This is a genomic window from Variovorax sp. YR566, from assembly GCF_051992195.1.
Classification (GTDB): Bacteria; Pseudomonadota; Gammaproteobacteria; order Burkholderiales; family Burkholderiaceae_C; genus Variovorax.
The window spans coordinates 3,854,468-3,875,098 of the sequence record NZ_CP197092.1; the positions used below are offsets into that span (position 1 = coordinate 3,854,468).

18 protein-coding genes are annotated in these 20,631 nt (G+C 66.9%); 14 read left to right on the forward strand and 4 right to left on the reverse strand.

Annotated elements, in window-relative coordinates; genetic code table 11:
- Window positions 1-10 precede the first annotated feature (10 nt).
- Window positions 11-3,178, reverse strand: a complete 3,168-nt coding sequence (locus ACTG4X_RS18015) for an efflux RND transporter permease subunit (protein WP_440531537.1) — start codon at window positions 3,176-3,178, stop codon at window positions 11-13.
- Between the two features lie 15 nt (window positions 3,179-3,193).
- Complete coding sequence (locus ACTG4X_RS18020; RefSeq protein WP_440531538.1) at window positions 3,194-4,405, reverse strand: efflux RND transporter periplasmic adaptor subunit; 1,212 nt, start codon at window positions 4,403-4,405, stop codon at window positions 3,194-3,196.
- A gap of 142 nt (window positions 4,406-4,547) precedes the next feature.
- On the opposite strand from ACTG4X_RS18020, the gene ACTG4X_RS18025 reads away from it, so the two are divergent.
- Window positions 4,548-5,171 carry a TetR/AcrR family transcriptional regulator gene (locus tag ACTG4X_RS18025; RefSeq protein WP_093074315.1) on the forward strand — a complete coding sequence of 208 codons (624 nt, stop codon included), beginning with the start codon at window positions 4,548-4,550 and terminating at the stop codon, window positions 5,169-5,171.
- Between the two features lie 137 nt (window positions 5,172-5,308).
- Window positions 5,309-7,369 carry an elongation factor G gene (fusA, locus tag ACTG4X_RS18030; protein ID WP_440531539.1) on the forward strand — a complete coding sequence of 687 codons (2,061 nt, stop codon included), beginning with the start codon at window positions 5,309-5,311 and terminating at the stop codon, window positions 7,367-7,369.
- Between the two features lie 36 nt (window positions 7,370-7,405).
- On the opposite strand, the gene ACTG4X_RS18035 is transcribed toward fusA, so the two are convergent.
- Entirely contained in the window at window positions 7,406-7,849 is a 444-nt protein-coding gene (locus tag ACTG4X_RS18035) for a universal stress protein (RefSeq protein ID WP_093074311.1), read from the reverse strand.
- Window positions 7,850-7,954: 105 nt separating this feature from the next.
- Here ACTG4X_RS18035 and ACTG4X_RS18040 point away from each other — a divergent pair, with 105 nt between their 5' ends.
- The 11 genes from ACTG4X_RS18040 (at window position 7,955) to ACTG4X_RS18090 (ending at window position 17,764) form a co-directional block, all read left to right on the forward strand.
- The gene (locus ACTG4X_RS18040; protein ID WP_440531540.1) at window positions 7,955-10,270 is read left to right on the forward strand and encodes a heavy metal translocating P-type ATPase; all 2,316 of its coding nucleotides are present in this window, start codon (window positions 7,955-7,957) and stop codon (window positions 10,268-10,270) included.
- The gene (gene ccoS / locus ACTG4X_RS18045) at window positions 10,270-10,407 is read left to right on the forward strand and encodes a cbb3-type cytochrome oxidase assembly protein CcoS (RefSeq protein WP_093058414.1); all 138 of its coding nucleotides are present in this window, start codon (window positions 10,270-10,272) and stop codon (window positions 10,405-10,407) included. Before ACTG4X_RS18040 ends, ccoS begins: the two co-directional genes overlap by 1 nt.
- 65 nt (window positions 10,408-10,472) lie before the next feature.
- On the forward strand, window positions 10,473-11,912 hold the full coding sequence (ccoN, locus tag ACTG4X_RS18050; protein WP_440531541.1) for a cytochrome-c oxidase, cbb3-type subunit I: 1,440 nt from the start codon (window positions 10,473-10,475) through the stop codon (window positions 11,910-11,912).
- A gap of 9 nt (window positions 11,913-11,921) precedes the next feature.
- On the forward strand, window positions 11,922-12,551 hold the full coding sequence (gene ccoO / locus ACTG4X_RS18055; protein ID WP_093074307.1) for a cytochrome-c oxidase, cbb3-type subunit II: 630 nt from the start codon (window positions 11,922-11,924) through the stop codon (window positions 12,549-12,551).
- 24 nt (window positions 12,552-12,575) lie between these two features.
- The gene (locus tag ACTG4X_RS18060; protein WP_093074305.1) at window positions 12,576-12,716 is read left to right on the forward strand and encodes a cbb3-type cytochrome oxidase subunit 3; all 141 of its coding nucleotides are present in this window, start codon (window positions 12,576-12,578) and stop codon (window positions 12,714-12,716) included.
- 13 nt (window positions 12,717-12,729) lie between these two features.
- Window positions 12,730-13,653: a cytochrome-c oxidase, cbb3-type subunit III gene (ccoP, locus tag ACTG4X_RS18065; RefSeq protein ID WP_440531542.1), complete on the forward strand. Its 924-nt coding sequence runs from the start codon at window positions 12,730-12,732 to the stop codon at window positions 13,651-13,653.
- Between the two features lie 22 nt (window positions 13,654-13,675).
- Window positions 13,676-15,088, forward strand: coding sequence for a cytochrome c oxidase accessory protein CcoG (gene ccoG / locus ACTG4X_RS18070; RefSeq protein WP_440531543.1), 1,413 nt, complete (start codon window positions 13,676-13,678; stop codon window positions 15,086-15,088).
- Between the two features lie 9 nt (window positions 15,089-15,097).
- A complete protein-coding gene (locus ACTG4X_RS18075; RefSeq protein ID WP_256216641.1) occupies window positions 15,098-15,394 on the forward strand; it encodes a FixH family protein in 297 nt (98 codons plus the stop codon).
- Window positions 15,391-15,657: a hypothetical protein gene (locus ACTG4X_RS18080; protein WP_093058420.1), complete on the forward strand. Its 267-nt coding sequence runs from the start codon at window positions 15,391-15,393 to the stop codon at window positions 15,655-15,657. The genes ACTG4X_RS18075 and ACTG4X_RS18080 overlap by 4 nt, the downstream gene beginning before the upstream one ends.
- Window positions 15,654-17,060 (forward strand): oxygen-independent coproporphyrinogen III oxidase, encoded by a 1,407-nt coding sequence (hemN, locus tag ACTG4X_RS18085; protein ID WP_440531544.1) that lies wholly within the window; start codon window positions 15,654-15,656, stop codon window positions 17,058-17,060. Before ACTG4X_RS18080 ends, hemN begins: the two co-directional genes overlap by 4 nt.
- A 2-nt stretch (window positions 17,061-17,062) precedes the next feature.
- The gene (locus ACTG4X_RS18090; RefSeq protein WP_440531545.1) at window positions 17,063-17,764 is read left to right on the forward strand and encodes a sulfite exporter TauE/SafE family protein; all 702 of its coding nucleotides are present in this window, start codon (window positions 17,063-17,065) and stop codon (window positions 17,762-17,764) included.
- A gap of 174 nt (window positions 17,765-17,938) precedes the next feature.
- Here the strand turns inward: ACTG4X_RS18090 and ACTG4X_RS18095 are convergent, their stop codons facing one another.
- Complete coding sequence (locus tag ACTG4X_RS18095; RefSeq protein ID WP_440531546.1) at window positions 17,939-19,519, reverse strand: oleate hydratase; 1,581 nt, start codon at window positions 19,517-19,519, stop codon at window positions 17,939-17,941.
- Between the two features lie 187 nt (window positions 19,520-19,706).
- Here ACTG4X_RS18095 and ACTG4X_RS18100 point away from each other — a divergent pair, with 187 nt between their 5' ends.
- Window positions 19,707-20,531, forward strand: coding sequence for a universal stress protein (locus ACTG4X_RS18100; protein ID WP_440531547.1), 825 nt, complete (start codon window positions 19,707-19,709; stop codon window positions 20,529-20,531).
- Window positions 20,532-20,631 lie beyond the last annotated feature (100 nt).

Here is a 20,631-nt window from a genome sequence, read left to right on the forward strand (position 1 = left end):
GGCAGACACCTCAGGAAGCGGCCGCAGCCGGTTGTGCATGCGAGTCCGGCAAGGCGGGCAAAGCAGGCGAGGGCGACCGTCCCTTGAAGAGGCCGCGCACCAGCACGAAGAAAAGCGGCACGAAGAAGATCGCGAGCAGCGTGCCCGACAGCATGCCGCCGATGACGGCCGTGCCCAGCGCATGCTGCGCGCCGGCCCCCGCACCGGTGCCCAGCACCATCGGCAGCACGCCGAGGATGAAGGCCAGCGAGGTCATGAGGATGGGGCGCAGGCGCAGGCGCGCCGCCTCCAGCGCGGACTCGACCAGTCCCTTGCCCTGCGCGTGCAGGTCCTTCGCGAACTCCACGATCAGGATGGCGTTCTTCGACGCGAGGCCGATGGTGGTGAGCAGGCCCACCTGGAAGTACACGTCGTTCATCTTCCACGTCAGGATCGCGCCGATCAGCGCGCCCAGCACGCCGAGCGGCACCACCAGGATCACCGAGAACGGAATCGCCCAGCTTTCGTACAGCGCCGCAAGGCACAGGAACACGATCAGGATCGACAGCCCATAGAGCAGGCCGGTCTGGCCGCTCGATGCCTTCTCCTGGCGCGACAGGCCGGTCCATTCATAGCCGATCCCTGGTGGCAGCTGCGCGACCGCCGCTTCCACGATGGCAAGCGCCTCGCCGCTGGACGCGGCTCCCGGCATCGCCATGCCCAGGATTTCCACCGAGGGCACCCCGTTGTAGCGCTCCAGGCGGGGCGAGCCGGAACTCCAGCCCGCCTTGGCGAATGAGGTGAAGGGCACCATCGTTCCGGCGCTGTTGCGCACGTACCAGCGGTCGATGTCCTCCGGCAGCATCCGGTACTGTGCATCGGCCTGCAGCATCACCTTCTTCACGCGCCCCTTGTCGATGAAGTCGTTGACGTAGCTGCTGCCCCAGGCGGTGGAGAAGGTGTCGTTGATGTCGGACATCGAAAGGCCCTGGGCCTGTGCCTTGTGCGGATCGATCTCGAGCCTGAATTCGGGCGTGTCTTCCATCCCGTTGGGGCGCACGGCCACCAGGCGCTTGTCCTTGGCCAGCGTGCCGAGCAGCTGGTTGCGCGCCTGCATCAAGGCCTCGTGCCCGAGGTTGGCGCGGTCCTGCAGCATCAGGTCGAAGCCGGTCGCGTTGCCGAGCTCTGCCACGGCGGGCGGTGCGAAGGCGAACACCTTTGCGTCCCTGATTGTGTTGAAGAAGGCACCGGCCTTTGCGGCCACTCCCGTCACGCTCAGTGCCTCGCCCTCGCGTTCATTCCAGGGCTTGAGCTTGATGAAGGCAAAGCCCGTGTTCTGCCCGCTGCCCGCGAAGCTGAAACCCGCCACCGTGAAGATGCCCGAGACCGCGTCTTTCTGATCGACCAGGAAGTGATGCTCCACCTGGCGGATGACTTCTTCCGTGCGCGTGTTCGTCGCGCCCGGCGGCAGCTGCACCAGCGCAAACATCGTGCCCTGGTCTTCGTCGGGCAGAAAGCCGATGGGCAGCTTCATGAAGCCGAACACCACCACGGCAAACAAGACCGCGTACAGGGCCATGTAGCGCCAGCCCTTGCCCACCATGTGCCGCACGATGCCCTGGTAGCGGTGGTTGCCGCGATCGAAGCTGCGGTTGAACCATCCGAAGAAGCCGGTGGTGGCCATTGCATGATCCTTGTCGACCGGCTTGAGCAGCGTCGCGCAAAGGGCCGGCGTGAGCACCAGCGCCACGAGCACCGACAGCGTCATGGCCGAGACGATGGTGATGGAGAACTGCCGGTAGATCACACCCGTGGAGCCGCCGAAGAAAGCCATCGGCACGAACACCGCCGCCAGCACCAGGGCCACGCCGACCAGCGCGCCGGTGATCTGGCCCATGGACTTGCGCGTGGCCTCCTTGGGCGGGAGGCCTTCATCGGCCATCACACGCTCGACGTTCTCGACGACCACGATTGCATCGTCCACCAGCAGCCCGATGGCGAGCACCATCGCGAACATCGTCAGTGTGTTGATGGTGAAGCCGAAGGCCGCGAGCACGCCGAAGGTGCCCAGCAGCACCACGGGAACCGCAATGGTCGGGATCAGCGTGGCGCGGAAATTCTGCAGGAAGAGATACATCACCAGGAACACCAGCACCACGGCCTCGACGAGCGTCTTGATGACCTCCTCGATGGAGATCCGCACGAAGGGCGTGGTGTCGTAGGGCTTCTGCACCTTCATGCCCTGCGGAAAGAACTTCTCGAGCTCGGCGACGCGCGCATCGACGGCCTTGACCGTGTCGAGCGCATTGGCGCCGGTGGCCAGCTTGATGGCCAGGCCCGCGGCCGGCTTGCCGTTGTAGCGACCGACCGTGTTGTACGACTCGCTGCCGAGCTCGATGCGGGCTACGTCGCGCAGGCGGACCTGCGAGCCGTCGGTCTGCGTGCGCAGCAGGATGTCCTCGAACTCCTGCGCGGTCTTCAGGCGCGTCTGCGAGGTGATGGTGGCGTTGAGCTGCTGGTTGCTTGCCGCAGGCATGCCGCCGAGCTGGCCGGCCGAAACCTGCGCGTTCTGCGCCGTGATCGCGTTCTTCACATCCAGCGGCGTGAGGCTGAAGCTGGAGAGCTTGTTCGGGTCGAGCCATACGCGCATGGCGTACTGCGAGCCGAAGAGCGTGGTGTCGCCCACGCCCTCGACGCGGCTGATTGCGTCCTGGACGTTGGCCGCGACGTAGTCGGACAGGTCCGACCCGTTCATGCTGCCGTCTTCGGAGGTGAAGGCCAACACGTTCAGAAAGTTGGTGGCCGACTTCGTGACGGTGACGCCCTGTTGCTGCACCTCTTGCGGCAGCAGCGGCGTGGCGAGCGAGAGCTTGTTCTGCACCTGCACCTGAGCGGTGTCGGGGTCGGTTCCGTTCTCGAAGGTGAGCGTGATGGTGACCGAGCCCGACGACTCGCTGGTCGAGGCCATGTAGCTCAGCCGGTCCAGCCCCTTCATCTTCTGCTCGATGACCTGGGTGACGGTGTCTTCGAGCGTCTTGGCGGAAGCGCCGGGGTAGTTGGCGGTGATTGCGACGGCGGGCGGCGCGATGCTCGGGTACTGCGCGATCGGCAGCGTGGCGATGGACATGACGCCGCCCAGCATCACGATGATGGCGAGGACCCACGCGAAGATGGGGCGGTCGATGAAGAAGCGTGCCATGGTGGTCTTCCTGGATCAGTCCGCCGTGGCGCCGGGCGAGGGGAGGGCCGCCTTGGCCGTGGTTTCGGTGCCGGGCTTGGACTTGGGGTTCCACTGCACCGTCTTCACCTCGACGCCCGGCGCCGCGCGCTGCAGGCCGTCCACCACGAGCTGGTCGCCGGCCTGCAGGCCGCTGCGCACCAGCCATTGGTCGCCGATGGCGCGTTCCGTTTCGAGCACGCGCCGCTGCAGCTTGTGCTGGGCATCCACCACGTAGGCCGTCGGCTTGCCGGTGCTGTCGCGCGACACGGCCTGCTGCGGCACCATGAGCGCCTGTTCCTTCACGCCTTCCTGCAGCACGGCGCGCACGTACATGCCGGGCAGCAGGTCCGCCTTGGGGTTGGGGAACACCGCGCGCAGCGTGATGGCGCCGGTGTTCTGGTCTACAGTGACGTCAGAGAACTCGAGCTTGCCTTCGAGCGGATAGGCGCTCCCGTCTTCGAGCAGCAGCCGCACCTTCGCGGCGTTGGCGCCGCTCTTTTGCAGATCGCCGCGGGCCATGGCCTGCTTCAACTGAAGCATCGCGGCGCTGGACTGCGTCACGTCGACATAGATCGGATCGAGCTGCTGGATGGTGGCCAGCGCGGTCGACTGGCTCGCCGTGACCAGTGCGCCGGGCGTGACCGTCGACTTGCCGATGCGGCCGGAGATCGGTGCGTCGATGCGTGCATAGGCTAGGTTGATGCGGCTCGTCTCCACATTGGCTCGCGCCGAGGCGACGTCGGCCTCGCCTTGGCCCAGCGAGGCGGCGGCGTCGTCGTAGTCCTGCTGGCTCACGGCCTTGATGGCGACCAACTCCTTGTAGCGCTCGGCCTTCAGCCGCGTGGTCGTGAGGCTGGCCTGAGCCTTGGCGAGCGCGGCGACGTTGCTGTCGTAAGTCGCCTTGTAGGTGGCGGGATCGATCTGGTAGAGCGCCTCGCCAGCCTTCACGTCGCTGCCTTCGCGGAACTGGCGGGCCTTCACGATGCCGCCTACCTGGGGCCGTACGTCGGCGATGAGAAAGGGCGTCGTGCGCCCGGGCAGCTCGGCCGTGATGGCCACGCGCTGCGGCTGCACAGACACTACCCCCACCTCGGGCATGCCCTGCGCGGCGGGCGGCCCGCCCGGTGGCTTGCCGCACGCGACAAGCATGAAGGTGGACGCGAGGGCTGCCGTGAAGGTCAGGCCATAGGTGAAAGGTGGACGCATGGCGAATCTCCTGAAGAGCGACGGATCGGTGATGGGGTCGGCCCGTCTTTAAACAGACAGTAGTGTCTAGTAATGTATTTTGACTTCCAGGGGCTTTCAATTAATAATGAACACTGTTGTCTAGAAATGAGGAGACATTTAGATGCGAGTCAAAACAGAGGCCAAACGCGATGCCATCGTTCAGGTGGCCGCCGAGGTCTTCCGGGAGCTGGGGTTCGAAGGGGCCTCCATGGTGGAGATCGCTGCGCGCGTGGGCGGCTCGAGGGCCACGCTGTATGGCTACTTCAGCTCCAAGGAGGAGTTGTTCGTTGCCGTGACTCACGGCACGGCCAAGGTCCATTTCGCGCCAATTTTTGAGGCGCTCGGGCAGGAGAGCGACGACGACCTCGAGCAGGTGCTGCAACGCTTCGGCGAAAAAATCCTGGCAGTGGTGTGTTCGCAGGAGGCCATCCAGGCGCGCAGGGCCGTGATCGCGGAGTCCGGCCGCAGCGACATCGGGCGGTTGTTCTACGAAGGTGGGCCCAAGAAGGGGCTGACCGAACTGGCGGGGTTCCTGGAACTGCAGATGCAAAAGGGCCGGCTGCGCAAGGCCGATCCGCAGGTAGCGGCACGCCACCTGACGGCATTGCTGGATTCGGAGACCGTCATGCCGGCTCTTATCGGTATCGATGGACCGTTGTCCCGAAAGGATTTGCGGGAAGCGACGCGACGGGCTCTGCAGACCTTTCTCGGAGGCTATGCGCCCGAAGGAAGGAAGGCCAAGTGAGCCTGCGATATGCGCGCCGCGCGCACCCGGCTTGCGTTGGCACGGTCAATCCCGTACGCTGACCCGGCGTCTTTGCGCACCGCCCGAGCCCTTGCGGGCCGCCGGGCCAGCTTTGCGGACGCCAAGGAGTCCATGCCATGCCAAGCCGATCGAACGGCCTCGCGGCCGAAGTGGAAGCAGTGCGAACGCTGGCGCTCGTCGGCGCCGCGGCCGCCGGCAAGACCTCTCTTGCCGAGGCTTTGTTGTACAAGGCGGGCGCCATCGGGGCCTGCGGGAGCATCGAACGCGGCAGCACCGTCAGCGACCACGACCCGCTCGAGCGCCGCATGCAGCACTCGCTCAATGCATCGGTGATGCACCTCACGCATTCCGGCACGCGCATCCACTTCATCGACACGCCCGGCGGCCCCGACTTCCTTGGCCAGAGCCTGCCGGCTCTGGAGGCGGTCGAAACGGCGGCAGTGGTCATCAATGCCGCCACCGGCATCGAGCCGATGGCGGTGCGCATGATGGAGTACGCGGCCTCGCGCCACCTCGCCCGCATGATCATCGTCACCAAGATCGACTCGCAGGGCGTCTCGCTGGCGGGCCTGCTGGCCGACATCCAGGCCACCTTCGGCCGCGAATGCCTGCCGCTGAACCTGCCCGACGGGGTCGGCAGGCAGGTGGTGGACTGTTTTTTCAACCGCTTCGGGCGGTCCGACTTCGGCCCTGTAGAAGCGGCGCACCGCGCGCTGGTGGAGCAGGTGGTCGAGGTCGACGCGGCCTTCGTCGACCGCTACCTCGAGGAAGGCGACGTGGATCCGGCCGAGCTGCATGCGCCGCTCGAGCAGGCGTTGCGCGAAGGCCACCTGATCCCGGTGTGCTTCGTCTCGTCGCGCAGCGGCGCCGGCGTGGCCGAGCTGTTGGACGTGATCGTCAAGCTCCTGCCAGACCCGACCGAGGCCAACCCGCCGGACTTCATCGTCGGCGAGGGCGCGCAGGCCAAGCCCATGGAGGCCAGGCCCGACCCGTCGCTGCACGTGCTGGCGCACGTGTTCAAGGTCACGATCGACCCCTATGTCGGCAAGATGGGCATCTTCCGCGTGCACCAGGGCACGCTCACGCGCGACAGTCAGCTCTACATCGGCGACGGCCGCAAGCCTTTCAAGGTGGGGCACCTGTTCATGCTCCAGGGCAAGGACCATGTCGAGGTGTCGCACGCGGTGCCTGGCGACATCGTGGCGGTGGCCAAGGTCGAGGAGATCCATTTCGACGCTGTGCTGCACGATGTGGCCGAAGACAGCCACGTGCATCTCGCACCTCTGGCGTTCCCGGTGCCGGTGTACGGCCTGGCCGTGGAGCCCAAGCGCCATGGCGACGAGCAGCGCGCATGGGAAATCCTCGGCAAGCTCACGGCCGAGGATCCGTGCCTGCGCATCGAGCATGTGGCCGCGACCAACGAGACAGTCCTCTACGGGCTCGGCGAACTGCACCTGCGCATCGTGCTCGAACGCCTGCGCGAGGTGTATCGCTTCGAGGTCCAGACGCGGCCGCCCCGCATTGCCTACCGCGAGAGCGTGACCGTGCCGGCCGAGGGCCACCACCGGCACAAGAAACAGACCGGCGGCGCTGGCCAGTTCGGCGAAGTCTTCCTGCGCATCGAGCCGTTGGCGCGCGGTGCGGGCTTCCAGTTCGCCGATGAGGTCAGGGGCGGGGCGATTCCGGGCCAGTTCATCCCCGCAGTCGAGAAGGGCGTGCGCGAGGTGCTGGTGTGCGGCGCGATCGCCGGCTACCCGGTGGTCGATGTGCGCGTTGTTGTGCACGATGGCAAGCACCACAGCGTCGACAGCAAGGACATCGCCTTCGCGACTGCCGGCCGCAAGGCCTTCATGGCCGCCATCCGCGAGGCCCGGCCGGTCGTGCTCGAGCCGATCGTCCAGATCGAGATCGACGTGCCGGAGCATTCCGTCGGAGATGTCACGAGCGACCTGTCGTCGCGGCGCGGCCTGGTCACCGGAACGTCGGCCCTGGGGGGCGGTGTTGTGGCCGTCGGCGGGCAAGTACCCATGGCCGAACTGGCCAACTACCAGTCGCGACTCAATGCAATGACCAGCGGCCAGGGCCGATACACCATCGCGTTGTCACACTACGAAGCCGTGCCGCCGGCCATCCAGCAGACGCTGACGGACCAGTACCGGGTGCATGAAGAGGACTAGGGGAATTGTGTTTGCGAGATATCGCAATGAGCCCGGCTACCGAAGCACCAGCACAGGCAGCGCCGAATGCGCCAGCACGTGCTGCGTCTCGCTGCCAAGCAGCAGCCGCTTGATGCCCTTGCGGCCGTGCGAGGCCATCACGATCAGGTCGCTCTTGTGCTTTTTCGCCGCGGCGATGATCGACTCCGCCACAAGGTCCGAGTTGGCCGTTGCCGTCTTGACACGCACGCCGCTTTCCTTGGCGCGTGCGCTCACGGTGTCGAGCATTGCCTGTGCCTTCTCGGCCCATTGCTTCTCGACGCGGCCGATGTCCTCTGGCGAAAAGGTCATGGAGCCCTCGAAGTAGCTTCGGGGGTAGCGCGGAACCACGTTGATCGCCACCAGGTCGGCATCGTTCTGTGCGGCGAGAGCGATCGCGCTCGCGACAGCCTTCTTCGAGAGTGTGGAGCCGTCGGTAGCGACGAGGATGCGCTTGAACATGTGGGGTCTCCAGGGAAAGGTATGCCGCGAGCTTAGGCAGGCCGGGGCCCCGAGCGTTGATACAGATCAAAGAGCGTGGTGCGGCCCGCCATTAGCCTCGCTCCGATGCAAGCTGCGCTCGCCCCGTTCTCTACGCATCCGTCGGCTCCGGCCACCGCCGACACCTGGCAGGTACTCGACGACCCGGCCGAATGGCCGGCGTTCGGCCAGCTGGAGGAGGGCGATGCAGCCACCGGCCAGTGGGCATCGCAGGTCGCGGTCGAAGGCATGCACTGCACCGCTTGCGCTTTCACCGTCGAGGCTGCGCTGCTGAAGGTGCCCGGAGTGCGCGAGGCACAGGTCAATGGGGCCAACCGGCGGGCGCGCGTTGTGTGGTCGGCCGCGGTCACCCGGCCTTCACGCTGGTTCGAGGCTTCGGCCGCGGCCGGATACCCGCTGGTTCCCGCCGGCAGCCAGTTGGCAAGCGCGGGGCGCGCGCGCGAACTGCGCATGGCGCTGTGGCGCTGGCTGGTCTCGGGCTTCTGCATGATGCAGGTGATGATGTATGCCTACCCGGCTTACATCGCCAGGCCGGGCGACATGACGGACGACGCCGCGCAGTTGCTGCGCTGGGCCTCCTGGGTGCTCACGCTGCCCGTCGTGCTGTTCTCCTGCGGTCCCTTCTTCAGCAGCGCCTGGCGCGACCTGCGCGCGGGCCGTATCGGCATGGATCTTCCGGTGGCGTTCGGCGTGCTCGCGACCTTCGCGGTCAGCAGCGCCGCCACCTTCGACGCCGGCGGGCCGCTGGGCCACGAGGTCTACTTCGACTCGCTGACGATGTTCGTCTTCTTCCTGCTGACCGGCCGCTGGCTCGAGGCATGCCTGCGAGACCGTACCGCCGGCTCGCTCGAGGCCCTGATGAACCGCCTGCCCGACAGCATCGATCGACTCGCTCCAGATGGCAGCTGGACCCGCGTGGCCGTGCGCAGGCTCGCAGCCGCAGATGTGGTGCGCGTGCGCCCCGGCGAGGCGTTTCCGGCCGACGGCGTGGTGATCGAAGGCGACACCAGCGCCGACGAGGCCCTGCTGACAGGCGAATCCCGCCCCGTGCCGCGCCCCCGCGGCGACCGCGTGCTGGCCGGCAGCCACAACCTCTCTGCGGTGGTCAGTGTGCGGATCGAATCGGTGGGCGAGGGCACGCGCTTCGCCCAGATCGTGCGGCTGATGGAAAGCGCCGCCTCGCGCAAGCCGCGCCTGGCGCTGCTGGCGGACCGGGTGGCGCGGCCTTTCCTCGTCGCGGTGCTCGCATCGGCGGCGATGGCGGCAGTGTTCTGGTGGCACACGGACCCGGGCAAGGCGCTGATGGTGGCGGTCGCGGTGCTCATCGTGACTTGCCCCTGTGCGCTCTCGCTCGCGACCCCGGCTGCCATGCTCGCGAGCGCCGGCGCCCTGGCGCGCGGCGGCGTGCTGACTTCCAACCTGCAGGCGCTGGAGGCACTGGCATCGGTCGATACGGTCGTGTTCGACAAGACGGGCACGTTGACTGGCGACATCCCGCGGCTGGAGCGCATCTATTGCCGGCAGGGCCTGCGGCCCGGCGACGCACTTGAAATGGCGGCGGCGCTCGCTGCGCAGTCGCTGCATCCCGTTGCGCAGGCGCTGGTGAATGCGTGGAATGCTCAGTTCCGCTCGCCACCGGGCTGGACCGTGGAACAGGCCACCGAAGCGGCAGGGCTCGGGCTCGAAGGCCTGCTGCGCAGAGCGCATGCGCGCACCGGAACAGGCCAGCGTGCGCGTCTTGGCTCGTCGAGCTTCTGCAGCGTGAATGCGCTGGAGGTTGACGCTGCGCAGGTCCATCTGGCCGACGAGCAGGGGTGGGTCGCCAGCTTCGTGCTGGCCGAAGAGCTTCGCGCCGATGCCGCCGTTGCGGTGGCTGCGCTGCGCGCGCAGGGCCTGACGGTGCGGCTGCTCTCGGGCGATCGCGACAGCGCCGCGAAGGAGATCGCCGCGCGCTGCGGCATCGACTTCGCGCAGGGTGGCTGCACGCCGGAGGACAAGCTCGACGGGCTCTGGCGGCTGCAGGCCGAGGGACGGCAGATTGCGATGGTGGGCGACGGCCTGAACGACGGTCCCTCGCTGGCGCGTGCGAACGCCTCGTTCGCCTTCGGCCGCAGCGTGCCGCTGTCGCGCGCGCACGCCGATTTCGTCGTGCTGGGCGACAGGCTCGCCACCATTCCAGATGCCATCGCGCAAGCCCGCAAGACGCTGCACGTGGTGCGCCAGAACCTCTGGTGGGCCGGAGGCTACAACGCGCTGTGCGTGCCGCTCGCCGTGGCGGGCTGGTTGCCGGCATGGCTCGCGGGCCTGGGCATGGCGGCGAGCTCCCTCGTGGTGGTCCTCAATGCGGCGCGGCTCGCGGCCGCCGGCAAGGCAAGCCGCTGATGGACATCCTCTTCCTGCTCATCCCGCTGTCCGTGGTGCTGGTTCTCGCGATCCTCGGCGGGCTCTGGTGGGCGATCGAGCGCGGCCAGTTCGACGACGTCGAAACCGAAGGCGACCGCATCCTGCACGGCGATTGATTTGCATCAAGCCCGCGAGGCAGAGGCCCACGGAAACTGCCCACAACTCATTCAAGGGCACGACGATGCAACAACCGAACCCACCCGCCGCGGTATACGACGACACCGTCGTGCGGCAGTTCGCGCTCATGTCCGTGGTCTGGGGCGTGGTCGGCATGCTGGTCGGCGTGATCATCGCCTCCCAGCTGACCTGGCCCGAGCTCAACCTCGGCATTCCATGGCTCAGCTACGGGCGACTGCGGCCGCTGCACACCAACGCGGTCATCTTCGCGTTCGGCGGCTGCGCGCTGATGGCCACGAGCTTCCACGTGGTTCAGCGCACCTGCCAGGTGGGCCTCTTCGCGCCGAAGCTCGCGTCCTTCGTGTTCTGGGGCTGGCAGGCCGTGATCGTCGCGGCCGCCATCAGCCTGCCGATGGGCTACACCAGCGGCAAGGAATACGCCGAGCTGGAGTGGCCCATCGACCTGCTGATCGCGGTGGTCTGGGTGGCCTACGCCATCGTGTTCTTCGGCACCATCGGCATGCGCCGCGTGCGCCACATCTACGTGGCGAACTGGTTCTTCGGAGCCTTCATCATCGCGGTGGCGCTGCTGCACATCGTCAACAGCGCAGAGGTTCCGGCGGGCTGGATGAAAAGCTACTCGGCCTATGCCGGCGTGCAGGACGCGATGGTGCAGTGGTGGTACGGCCACAACGCCGTGGGCTTCTTCCTCACCGCGGGCTTCCTCGGGATGATGTATTACTACATCCCCAAGCAGGCTGGCCGGCCGGTGTATTCGTACCGGCTGTCCATCGTCCACTTCTGGGCGCTGATCTTCACCTACATGTGGGCCGGCCCGCACCACCTGCACTACACGGCACTGCCGGACTGGACGCAATCGCTGGGCATGGTGTTCTCGCTGATCCTGCTGGCGCCGAGCTGGGGCGGCATGATCAACGGCGTGATGACGCTTTCGGGCGCCTGGCACAAGCTGCGCACCGACCCGATCCTGCGCTTCCTGATCGTCGCGCTGTCGTTCTACGGCATGTCGACCTTCGAGGGTCCGATGATGTCCATCAAGACCGTCAACGCCCTGAGCCACTACACCGACTGGACCATCGGCCACGTGCACTCCGGCGCGCTCGGCTGGGTGGGGTTCATCACCATGGGCTCGCTCTACTACCTGATCCCGCGCATGTATGGCCGCACCACCATGTACAGCGTGAAGGCCATCGAGGCGCACTTCTGGATCGCCACCATCGGCATCGTCCTGTACATCGCCGCCATGTGGATCGCCGGCGTGATGCAAGGGCTGATGTGGCGCGCCATCAACCCCGACGGCACGCTCACCTACACCTTCGTGGAGAGCGTGAAGGCCACTTTCCCGTTCTACGTGGTGCGCCTGATCGGCGGACTGCTCTATCTGTCCGGGATGCTGGTGATGGCCTGGAACGTCTGGATGACCGTCATCTCGGGCCGCTCGGTGCGCGTCGAGATCCCGCCCCCCGTCATGGCCCACACCTGAGGACGCACGATGAACCCGAACACCCCCAAGTCCAGCGGCTTTACCCACGAGAAGATCGAGACCAACAACCTGCTGATGATCGTGCTGATCCTCGTGGTCGTGGCCGTCGGCGGCCTTGTCGAGATCGTGCCGCTCTTCTTCCAGAAGTCGACCACCGAGGCGGTGCAGGGCGTCAAGCCGCTCACGCCGCTGCAGCTCGCCGGCCGTGACGTCTACCTGCGCGAGGGTTGCTACAACTGCCACTCGCAGATGATCCGGCCCTTCCGCTCGGAGACGCTGCGCTACGGCCATTACTCGGTGGCTGGCGAGTTCGTCTACGACCACCCGTTCCAGTGGGGCAGCAAGCGCACCGGCCCCGACCTGCATCGCGTGGGCGGCAAGTACAGCGACGAGTGGCACCGCATCCACCTGAACAATCCGCGCGACCTGGTTCCCGAATCGAACATGCCGGCCTATTCATGGCTGGAAAAGGCCCTCGTCGACGCCGAAGCCTTGCCAACCCACATGCGCGCGCTGCGCCGTGTCGGCGTGCCCTACACCGACGAGGAAATCGCCAAGGCCACGGAAGAGGTCACGGGCAAGACCGAGATGGAGGCCACGGTGGCCTACCTGCAATCGCTGGGCCTGGCTCTCAAGTAAGCACAGCGGCAAAGGACCGAAACCATGATCGACGTCACCACCTTGCGCGTTGCAGCCACCGTCGTGTGCTTCGCGCTATTCATCGGCATCGTGATCTGGGCGTATTCGCGTCGCAACGCGCGCGACTTCCAGGAAGCGGCCCGCTTGCCGTTCGAGCAGGACTGAAGGGAGAACCACGATGAGCGATTTCATCAGCCATTTCTGGTCGAACTACGTGGCCGCGGCCTCGCTGCTGAGCATCCTCGGCTGCGTGCTGCTGCTGTGGTTCACAGCCCGCAAGCGGGTTGCGCCGAACGCCGACAACACCACGGGCCACGTCTGGGACGAGGACCTGCGCGAAGCCAACAACCCGTTGCCCATGTGGTGGATCGGCCTGTTCGTGCTGACCATCGTCTTCGGGCTGGGCTACCTGGCGATCTTTCCGGGCCTGGGGAGTTTTCGCGGCCAGTCCGACTGGAGCTCGCGCGGCGAATACGAGGCGGACGTCGCCAAGGCCACGCAAGAGCTGGCACCCGTCTACGCGAAATACGCCGCCATGCCGGTCGAGGAGGTTGCAAGGGACCCGCAGGCCAGGGCCATCGGGGAGCGTCTCTTCATGAACAACTGCGCCCAGTGCCATGGTTCCGACGCGCGCGGCAGCAAGGGCTTTCCCAACCTGACCGACAAGGACTGGCTGCACGGCGGCACGCCCGAGAAGATCGTCGAGAGCATCACCAAGGGCCGAGTCGGCGTGATGCCGCCGATGGCTGCGGCCGTCGGCACACCGGATGACGTGAAGAACGTTGCCAACTACGTGCTGAGCCTGGCGGGCGAGCCGCACGACTCGTTGCGTGCCGGACTCGGAAAGTCGAAGTTCACGGTCTGCGCGGCCTGCCACGGCATCGGCGGCGTGGGCAACCAGGCCATCGGTGCGCCCAACCTGAGCGACAAGATCTGGCTCCACGGCTACGGCGAGGCCGCCATCGTCCAGATGATCAACGGGGGCAAGCACAACGAGATGCCCGCGCAGGAAGGCCGTCTTACCGAGGCGCAGATCCGGATGCTCGCGTCGTATGTCTGGGGGTTTTCCAACAATACCAACACGGCCGCGGCCACGCCGTGAAACCCGAGATCGGCGCAACGCCATGACCCGGAAGATCATTCCCATCGTCAGCGCGGGCAGCGAGGAGGTCGGCCTTTACGAAGCCACGAAGAAGATCTATCCCCGCACGGTGCGCGGCATGTTCGCGCGCTGGCGCTGGGCCATGGTCTTTCTTACGCAGCTGGTGTTCTACGGCCTGCCGTGGGTGGAGTGGGGCGAGCGGCAGATGGTGCTGTTCGACCTGGCCGCGCGCCGCTTCTACATCTTCGGGCTGGTGCTGTATCCGCAGGACCTGATCTATCTCTCGGGCCTGCTGGTCATCAGTGCGCTGTCGCTCTTTCTCTTCACCGCGGTGGCGGGGCGGCTGTGGTGCGGCTACGCCTGCCCGCAGACGGTCTACACCGAGATCTTCATGTGGGTGGAGCACAAGATCGAAGGCAACCGCACCGCGCGCATGCGGCTGGACGCCGAGCCGATGTCGCTCGAGAAGCTGGTGAAGAAATGGTTCAAGCACATCGTCTGGATCGGCATCGCGCTGTGGACCGGCTTCACCTTCGTGGGCTACTTCACGCCCGTCCGCGAACTGGGCATGGCCTTCCTGCAGACGCAGATGGGCTCGTGGGAGGTGTTCTGGGTTTTCTTCTACGGCTTTGCCACCTACGGCAATGCCGGCTTCATGCGCGAGCAGGTCTGCAAGTACATGTGCCCCTACGCGCGCTTCCAGAGCGCCATGTTCGACCGCGACACGCTCATCGTCACCTACGACCCGCAGCGCGGCGAACCTCGCGCGCCGCGCCGCAAGGGCCCCGACCCGCGCACGCTGGCGCTAGGCGACTGCATCGACTGCGGCCTGTGCGTGCAGGTGTGCCCGACCGGCATCGACATCCGCCAGGGCCTTCAGTACGAGTGCATCGGCTGCGGCCTTTGCGTGGATGCCTGCGACACCGTCATGCAGAAGATGGCCTACCCGCCGCGGCTGATCCGCTACGACACGCAGAACGGCATGGAAGCCGGCTGGTCGCGCCGCGAACTGCTGCGGCGCGTGCTGCGGCCGCGCGTGCTGCTCTACACGACGATCCTGGCGCTGCTGGTGACCGGACTGCTGGCCAGCCTGATCGTGCGCACGCCGTTCAAGGTCGACGTGGTGCGCGACCGCGCCTCGCTAGCCCGCATTGCCGAGGGCGGGCGGCTGGAGAACGTCTATCGGCTCCAGATCATGAACGCCACCGAAAAACCGCAGCAGTACCGCATCGTCGCCGACGGACTGGAAGGCCTCAGCGTCTCGCCCGACGAGCCGGTGACGGTCGACGCCGCCCAGTCGCGCTGGGTCGCGGTACGGCTGCAGGTGCCTTATGGGGCCGTGCCCGCCGGATCGCACACGGTGCACTTCGGCATCCGCGAGGAGGGCGGCGGTGCCCAGGTTTCGGAAAAAGCGGCCTTCCTTGTGCCGCGCTGAAAGGTCGAGATGAACGCAACAACAATGGCGACAACGAACGAACCGGCGGCCCAGGCCTGGTGGCGCTATCCGCTGCTCTGGATGGTGATCGGCGGTCCGGCGGTCGTGGTGGTCGCGAGCTTCGTGACCTTCTGGCTGGCCTGGCGCAGCCCCGATGCGCTGGTGTCCGAGGACTACTACCGCGAAGGCGTCGAGATCAACAAGACCCTGGCCGCGAAGAAGCTGCTGCCCGCGCTGACCGGTCGCAACCACGCGACCACGCCCGCGAGCGACATGCCGCCGCCGGCCCGGAAGGCCGCGCCATGAACGGAGTGCGCCAGCTCGCGGGCATCCTGTGGCCGTCCTTCCTGGTGGCCTGCGGCATGGAGGTGCTGGTGTTCGCACTCGTCGACCCCGTCAACGCGTTCTGCGGCGCCGACGCGTTGCGGATGTCGCGCCAAGGTATCTACACCGCCGCCTTCTTCGTCTTCTGGCTGATGGCGGCGTCGTCGAGCGCATGCACGGCATTGCTCGCCAGGCCATCGGCTTCGGAACCTTCTGGAGCACCTCTGCGGACACCCTCGCAATGATTCCTGCCGCCGTTGCTCCTGTGCCCGTGCAGGCACCGCTACCCATCGATCTGCTGAGGGAGTTCGACGTTCCCGGGCCGCGCTACACCTCCTATCCCACAGCCGACCGTTTCGTCGAGGCCTTCGGCGCCGACGACTACGCCAGGGCGCTGAGCCGTCGGCGCGCGGCGGGCGCTGAGGCGCCGCCGCTGTCGCTGTACGTCCATATTCCGTTCTGCGAGTCGCTGTGCTACTACTGCGCCTGCAACAAGGTCGTCACTCGCCACCGCGAGCGGGGCCGGCAGTACCTGGCCTACCTCGCGCGCGAGGTGGAGCTGCAAGTCGCGCAACTGGGCCGCAGCGCCACCGCAGGCCAGCTGCACCTAGGGGGTGGCTCGCCGACCTTCCTCGACGACTCGGAGTTGGGCGAGCTCATGGCGCTGCTGCACCGGTCTTTCGCCTTCGTGCCCGGAGGCGAGCGCTCCATCGAGATCGATCCGCGCACGGTCGATGCGCAGCGGCTGGCGAACCTGGCCGCGCTGGGCTTCAATCGCCTGAGCTTCGGCGTGCAGGACTTCGACCCCGAGGTGCAGCAGGCGGTGCATCGCATCCAGCCGGCGTCGCAGGTCTTCTCGCTGATGAATGCGGCGCGCACGCTGGGTTTCGAATCGATCAACGTCGACCTGATCTACGGCTTGCCGCGGCAGAACGACGCCTCCTTCGAGCGCACGCTCGCGCAGATCAACGAGCTGCGACCCGACCGCATTGCGCTCTACGCCTATGCGCATCTGCCCGAGCGCTTCAAGCCGCAGCGGCGCATTGCGGCCGAAGAATTGCCTGATGCCGCCACGCGGGTGCGCATGCTCGCAAGCGCGATCACGCGGCTGACCGAAGCGGGCTACGTCTACATCGGCATGGACCACTTCGCGCTGCCCGACGATCCTCTCGCGGTTGCCAGGAGGCAAGGGCGCTTGCAGCGCGACTTCCAGGGCTATGGCACCAGGCCCGAGGGCGACCTGATCGCACTCGGCGTCTCCGGCATCGGCCGCGTGGGCGCCACTTACAGCCAGAACGCAAAGAGCCTCGACGAGTACTACGACCTCCTCGACCAGGGGCGCCTGCCCGTGGTTCGCGGCCTTGCGCTGTCGCGCGACGATCTGTTGCGGCGGGACGTGATCATGGCGCTGATGTGCCGCGGTCGGGTCGACTTCAACGTCATGGGGGACGCGTTTGCAGTCGACTTCCAGCGCTACTTCGCCACCGAGTTCGCGGCGCTCGGGCCGATGGTCGCTCACGGCCTGGTGCGGCTGAGCGACCACGATCTGGTGGTCACCGAGCAGGGCTGGTTCCTGGTGCGCGCGGTCGCCATGGTGTTCGACCGGTACTGCCGCGCGACCCGCACGCGCTTTTCCCGCGTGGTCTGACCATGCAACTCGCGCTCGCCAGTGCCGCGTTTCTCATGGGCCTGGCCGGTGGGCCGCATTGCGTGGCGATGTGCGGCGCCGCTTCATCGGCGGTGATACGGATCGTGCCGCTCGTGCCGGCGGGGCAGGGCGCCGCGTCGGCGCGAGCGGCGCCGGCCGCCTTCCATCTCGGCCGAATCGCGAGCTACGCGACGGCAGGCGCCATTGCAGCGGCCAGCGTCGACAGCCTGGCGCAGGCCAGCACGCAGGTTGCCGCGCTGCGGCCGCTGTGGGTGCTGCTGCACGTCTTCGTGTTCGCCTGGGGTGCAATGCTGGCCGCCACGGGGCGGCAGCCGCTGTGGGCGCAGCGCGTCGGCCGCTCGCTCGAGTCGCGTCTTCGCCCCCATGTCGGCGGCACGTGGCTGGGCGTGCTTGCAGCCGGGCTGCTTTGGGTCGCGCTGCCTTGCGGGCTGCTCTATTCAGCCCTGATGCTGACCAGCCTGGGCAACGGCCCATTGCAGGGCGCCGGACTGATGGCGTTGTTTGCGCTCGGGAGCAGTCTTTCGCTACTGATCGGGCCGTGGCTCTGGCAGCGCTTGCGGTGGGGCGGCGGCGGGGCACGCCAGACCTGGGGTGCGCGGGTGGCCGGCCTGCTGCTGGCGGCCGTGGCGGTACAGGCCCTGTGGTCGGACCTCATCCGCCAGATCGACGCCTGGTGCCGTTGAGCCATAGTGCTTCCTTTTCGGGCGCATCGGCGGCAAGGGTCTTCCATCCCTGGGGCGTGATCTCGAATACCGTGGCCGCGTCCTGACGCAGGCAGTCGTCGCAGTCCACGTGGGCAGGAGGAATCTTGCGCGCCCGACCAGCGGTGGGTGTTGAGATGGATCAAGCTTCGCGCGTCAACCCATCAACGTGCGCAGGCTCGCGAGCGCCACCTTCGGATCGGCGATGCCGTGGTAGATGGGCGGCACCTCGAGGCCCAGGCCCGTGAGTCCGTACACCCCGTGCATCGCGCCGCGCACCGAGTACTCGACCGTGAAGACCACATCCTCCGGAATCTCCACGTACTGGCCCAGCAAGGCGAAGTTCTTCGCGCCGGCCGGTATGACGGGCGGGCGGTCCGATGCGCTGCGGCATGCGAACTCGCTGGTGATGTAGGGCATCATCACCGGCACCACGGTCGTGGTGCGCCGCACTTCCTCGAGGATGTCCTCGAAGCCCAGGTGATGCATCAGTTCCGTGAGAATTTCCTGGCCACCAGCCTGTGCCATCGTCTTGTCGACGTGGTTGCCCTGGGTGTCGATAAGCAGCCCGTAGCCCCACAGCGTGTAGACCCCCTCGGGCTGGCCCTCGAAGTGCGGCGCGTGTGGCACCACGATCGACATCAGCCAGCTCGAATCCTTGAAGGTCATGAGCCCGCCGGTGCCGGGCGGATTGCCTGAGAGTGCCTGGATGCGCTGTATCAGCAAGGGGCTGCGCATCGTGAGCGTGAACGACTCCCACTTGCTCTCGTCCACGTTGCCGCAGAAGGTTTCCGGCCTGCCGAGGCCCGGTACCTTGCGAGCCATGTTGCGCCACAGAGTCCAGGCCCCGTCGCTCTGGTCACGCACCAGTTCCGGCGCCTGGTGGTCGTTGCCGTTGCGCGAGTCGGCAGTCATGGAGCCGATGGTGATGAAGGCACATTCCTCCATGCCGAGGCGGTATGCCAGGGGCCGGCCTTCCCTGACGCAATGCAGCGTCTCGAGCCGCAGGCCGTCTGCACCGGCGGCAAAGTCCGCGTCGACCACGCGCATGCCGTAGTCGAACCGGACCCCGCGATCCAGCAGCCACCTCACCATGGGGCGCACGATGGTGTCGTACTGGTTGAACTCGGTGCGCCGCACGCCGCCCAGCGTGTGGATGCGCGGCAGCTCCTGCAGGAAGCGCAGCATGTAGCGCTTCAGCTCGACGGCGCTGTGCCAGTTCTGGAATGCGAAGGTCGTGCGCCACATGGCCCAGAAATGAGTGTCGAGAAAGTGGGTGGAAAAGCATTCCTCGATGCGCTGCCTGCCCAGCACCCGCTCGGGCGTGGCCAGCAGGCGCATCAGCTCCACGCGGTCCTGGAAGTTGAAACCCAGGTCGCCGGCGTTCAGGATGCGGCGATGGCGGTCGATCAGCCGGGCGTGCGCATCGGAACGCCACAGTGCGTTGAAGGCCTGAATCTCGTCGCGCACCGTGCAGTTCGGCGCGCCGGGCGAGGGAATGCTCTGCAGCACGTTCCACAGGCAGGTATAGGTTTCGTCAGTGAACATGCGCCCGCCGCGCGTCACGTATCCCTGGATGGCATTGCCGCTGCCATCGAGAGCGCCACCGGGTGTCGGACCCTCCTCGAGGATGCGGATGTGCGATCCGGGCATGCCGGCATCGCGGATCAGCAGCACGGCGGCGGAAAGCGCGCCGATGCCGCTGCCGACGATGCAGGCCTGTTGGAAAGAGTTCATGGAGTGGTGCCGTGATGCGAAGACGAGGTCCGAGGCTAGGCCTGCGCGCCCGGCCCGGCCTTGCGCTCGATCAAGCATCGGCGCTGTCGCGTGGAAGTTCGCGGGCGATTGATTCAGCGCAAGGCTGTGCGATTCGAGCAGGCCTAAGGTCGCCCCGTCCAAAGCCCGTCAGTCCAAGGAGCCCCTTATGCAGACCCCCAAATCCATCCTGCTTCACCTCGACGGCTCGGCCCGTACGGTGGAGCGCATCAAGCTGGCGCGCCAGCTCGCAGAGACTTTCGATGCCGAGGTAACCGGCCAGCCGTGCACCCTGTCCGCGCTCATGCGCTACCCGTTCGCCATCGAGGCTGCCGCGGAGGCGGTCGCGATCATGCAGGAGATCGACAAGGACGCGCGCGGCGCGATGCACGCCACCTTCATGGAGCACAGCGCAGGCTCCCAGCGCCTGCACTGGGCCGAGCCGGAGAGCGACGGTCCGTGGGGATTCGCGCGGCGTGCGCTCTACACCGACTTGATGGTCCTCGGCCAACGCGACCGGAACGACCCGATGGACGGCGAGCTCCCCGGCGATTTCCTGCCCAGCGTGCTGGTGCAGAGCGGTCGGCCGGCGCTGGTGCTGCCGTATGCGGGGCCGGTCGATTCCGTCGGCCGCAACGTGCTGGTGGCGTGGAAGGAAACCCCCGAGTCCGCGCGCGCCGTGACCGCCGCGCTGCCATGGCTGCGAAAGGCGGCCCGGGTGCATGTCGTGGCCTACGGCGAGGACGCGGAGGCGTCGTTGCAGAGACTGCAGAACTACCTGCGGATGCAGGACGTCCAGAACATCACGCTGCATCCTGGCGGCAACAAGGACGACGATATCGGCAACAAGCTGCTGTCCTTCGCTGCCGACCTGGGTTCGGACCTGCTGGTGATGGGCTGCTACGGCCACAGCCGGGCGCGCGAATGGGTGATGGGCGGCGCCACGCTGTCCATGCTCCAGTGGATGACTCTGCCCGTGCTGATGTCGCACTGAGGCCACTGGGGCGTCAGTGCGCAGGGGAGGCTGCAATGCGCTTGACTGCCCGCGGCTACGCGAATTGCGCGCCCGCGCGATAGCCTGTTCCCCCGGAGCC

Excerpts from the sequence above, each read along its gene's own strand:
- hemN (WP_440531544.1), top strand. The coding sequence starts at position 15,654 with ATGATTCCTGCCGCCGTTGCTCCTGTGCCCGTGCAGGCACCGCTACCC.
- ACTG4X_RS18080 (WP_093058420.1), top strand. The coding sequence starts at position 15,391 with ATGAACGGAGTGCGCCAGCTCGCGGGCATCCTGTGGCCGTCCTTCCTG.
- ACTG4X_RS18095 (WP_440531546.1), bottom strand. The coding sequence starts at position 19,519 with ATGAACTCTTTCCAACAGGCCTGCATCGTCGGCAGCGGCATCGGCGCG.
- ACTG4X_RS18040 (WP_440531540.1), top strand. The coding sequence starts at position 7,955 with ATGCAAGCTGCGCTCGCCCCGTTCTCTACGCATCCGTCGGCTCCGGCC.
- ccoG (WP_440531543.1), top strand. The coding sequence starts at position 13,676 with ATGACCCGGAAGATCATTCCCATCGTCAGCGCGGGCAGCGAGGAGGTC.
- ccoP (WP_440531542.1), top strand. The coding sequence starts at position 12,730 with ATGAGCGATTTCATCAGCCATTTCTGGTCGAACTACGTGGCCGCGGCC.
- ACTG4X_RS18060 (WP_093074305.1), top strand. The coding sequence starts at position 12,576 with ATGATCGACGTCACCACCTTGCGCGTTGCAGCCACCGTCGTGTGCTTC.
- fusA (WP_440531539.1), top strand. The coding sequence starts at position 5,309 with ATGCCAAGCCGATCGAACGGCCTCGCGGCCGAAGTGGAAGCAGTGCGA.
- ACTG4X_RS18020 (WP_440531538.1), bottom strand. The coding sequence starts at position 4,405 with ATGCGTCCACCTTTCACCTATGGCCTGACCTTCACGGCAGCCCTCGCG.
- ccoS (WP_093058414.1), top strand. The coding sequence starts at position 10,270 with ATGGACATCCTCTTCCTGCTCATCCCGCTGTCCGTGGTGCTGGTTCTC.
- ACTG4X_RS18025 (WP_093074315.1), top strand. The coding sequence starts at position 4,548 with ATGCGAGTCAAAACAGAGGCCAAACGCGATGCCATCGTTCAGGTGGCC.
- ACTG4X_RS18035 (WP_093074311.1), bottom strand. The coding sequence starts at position 7,849 with ATGTTCAAGCGCATCCTCGTCGCTACCGACGGCTCCACACTCTCGAAG.
- ACTG4X_RS18090 (WP_440531545.1), top strand. The coding sequence starts at position 17,063 with ATGCAACTCGCGCTCGCCAGTGCCGCGTTTCTCATGGGCCTGGCCGGT.
- ccoO (WP_093074307.1), top strand. The coding sequence starts at position 11,922 with ATGAACCCGAACACCCCCAAGTCCAGCGGCTTTACCCACGAGAAGATC.
- ACTG4X_RS18075 (WP_256216641.1), top strand. The coding sequence starts at position 15,098 with ATGAACGCAACAACAATGGCGACAACGAACGAACCGGCGGCCCAGGCC.
- ACTG4X_RS18015 (WP_440531537.1), bottom strand. The coding sequence starts at position 3,178 with ATGGCACGCTTCTTCATCGACCGCCCCATCTTCGCGTGGGTCCTCGCC.
- ccoN (WP_440531541.1), top strand. The coding sequence starts at position 10,473 with ATGCAACAACCGAACCCACCCGCCGCGGTATACGACGACACCGTCGTG.
- ACTG4X_RS18100 (WP_440531547.1), top strand. The coding sequence starts at position 19,707 with ATGCAGACCCCCAAATCCATCCTGCTTCACCTCGACGGCTCGGCCCGT.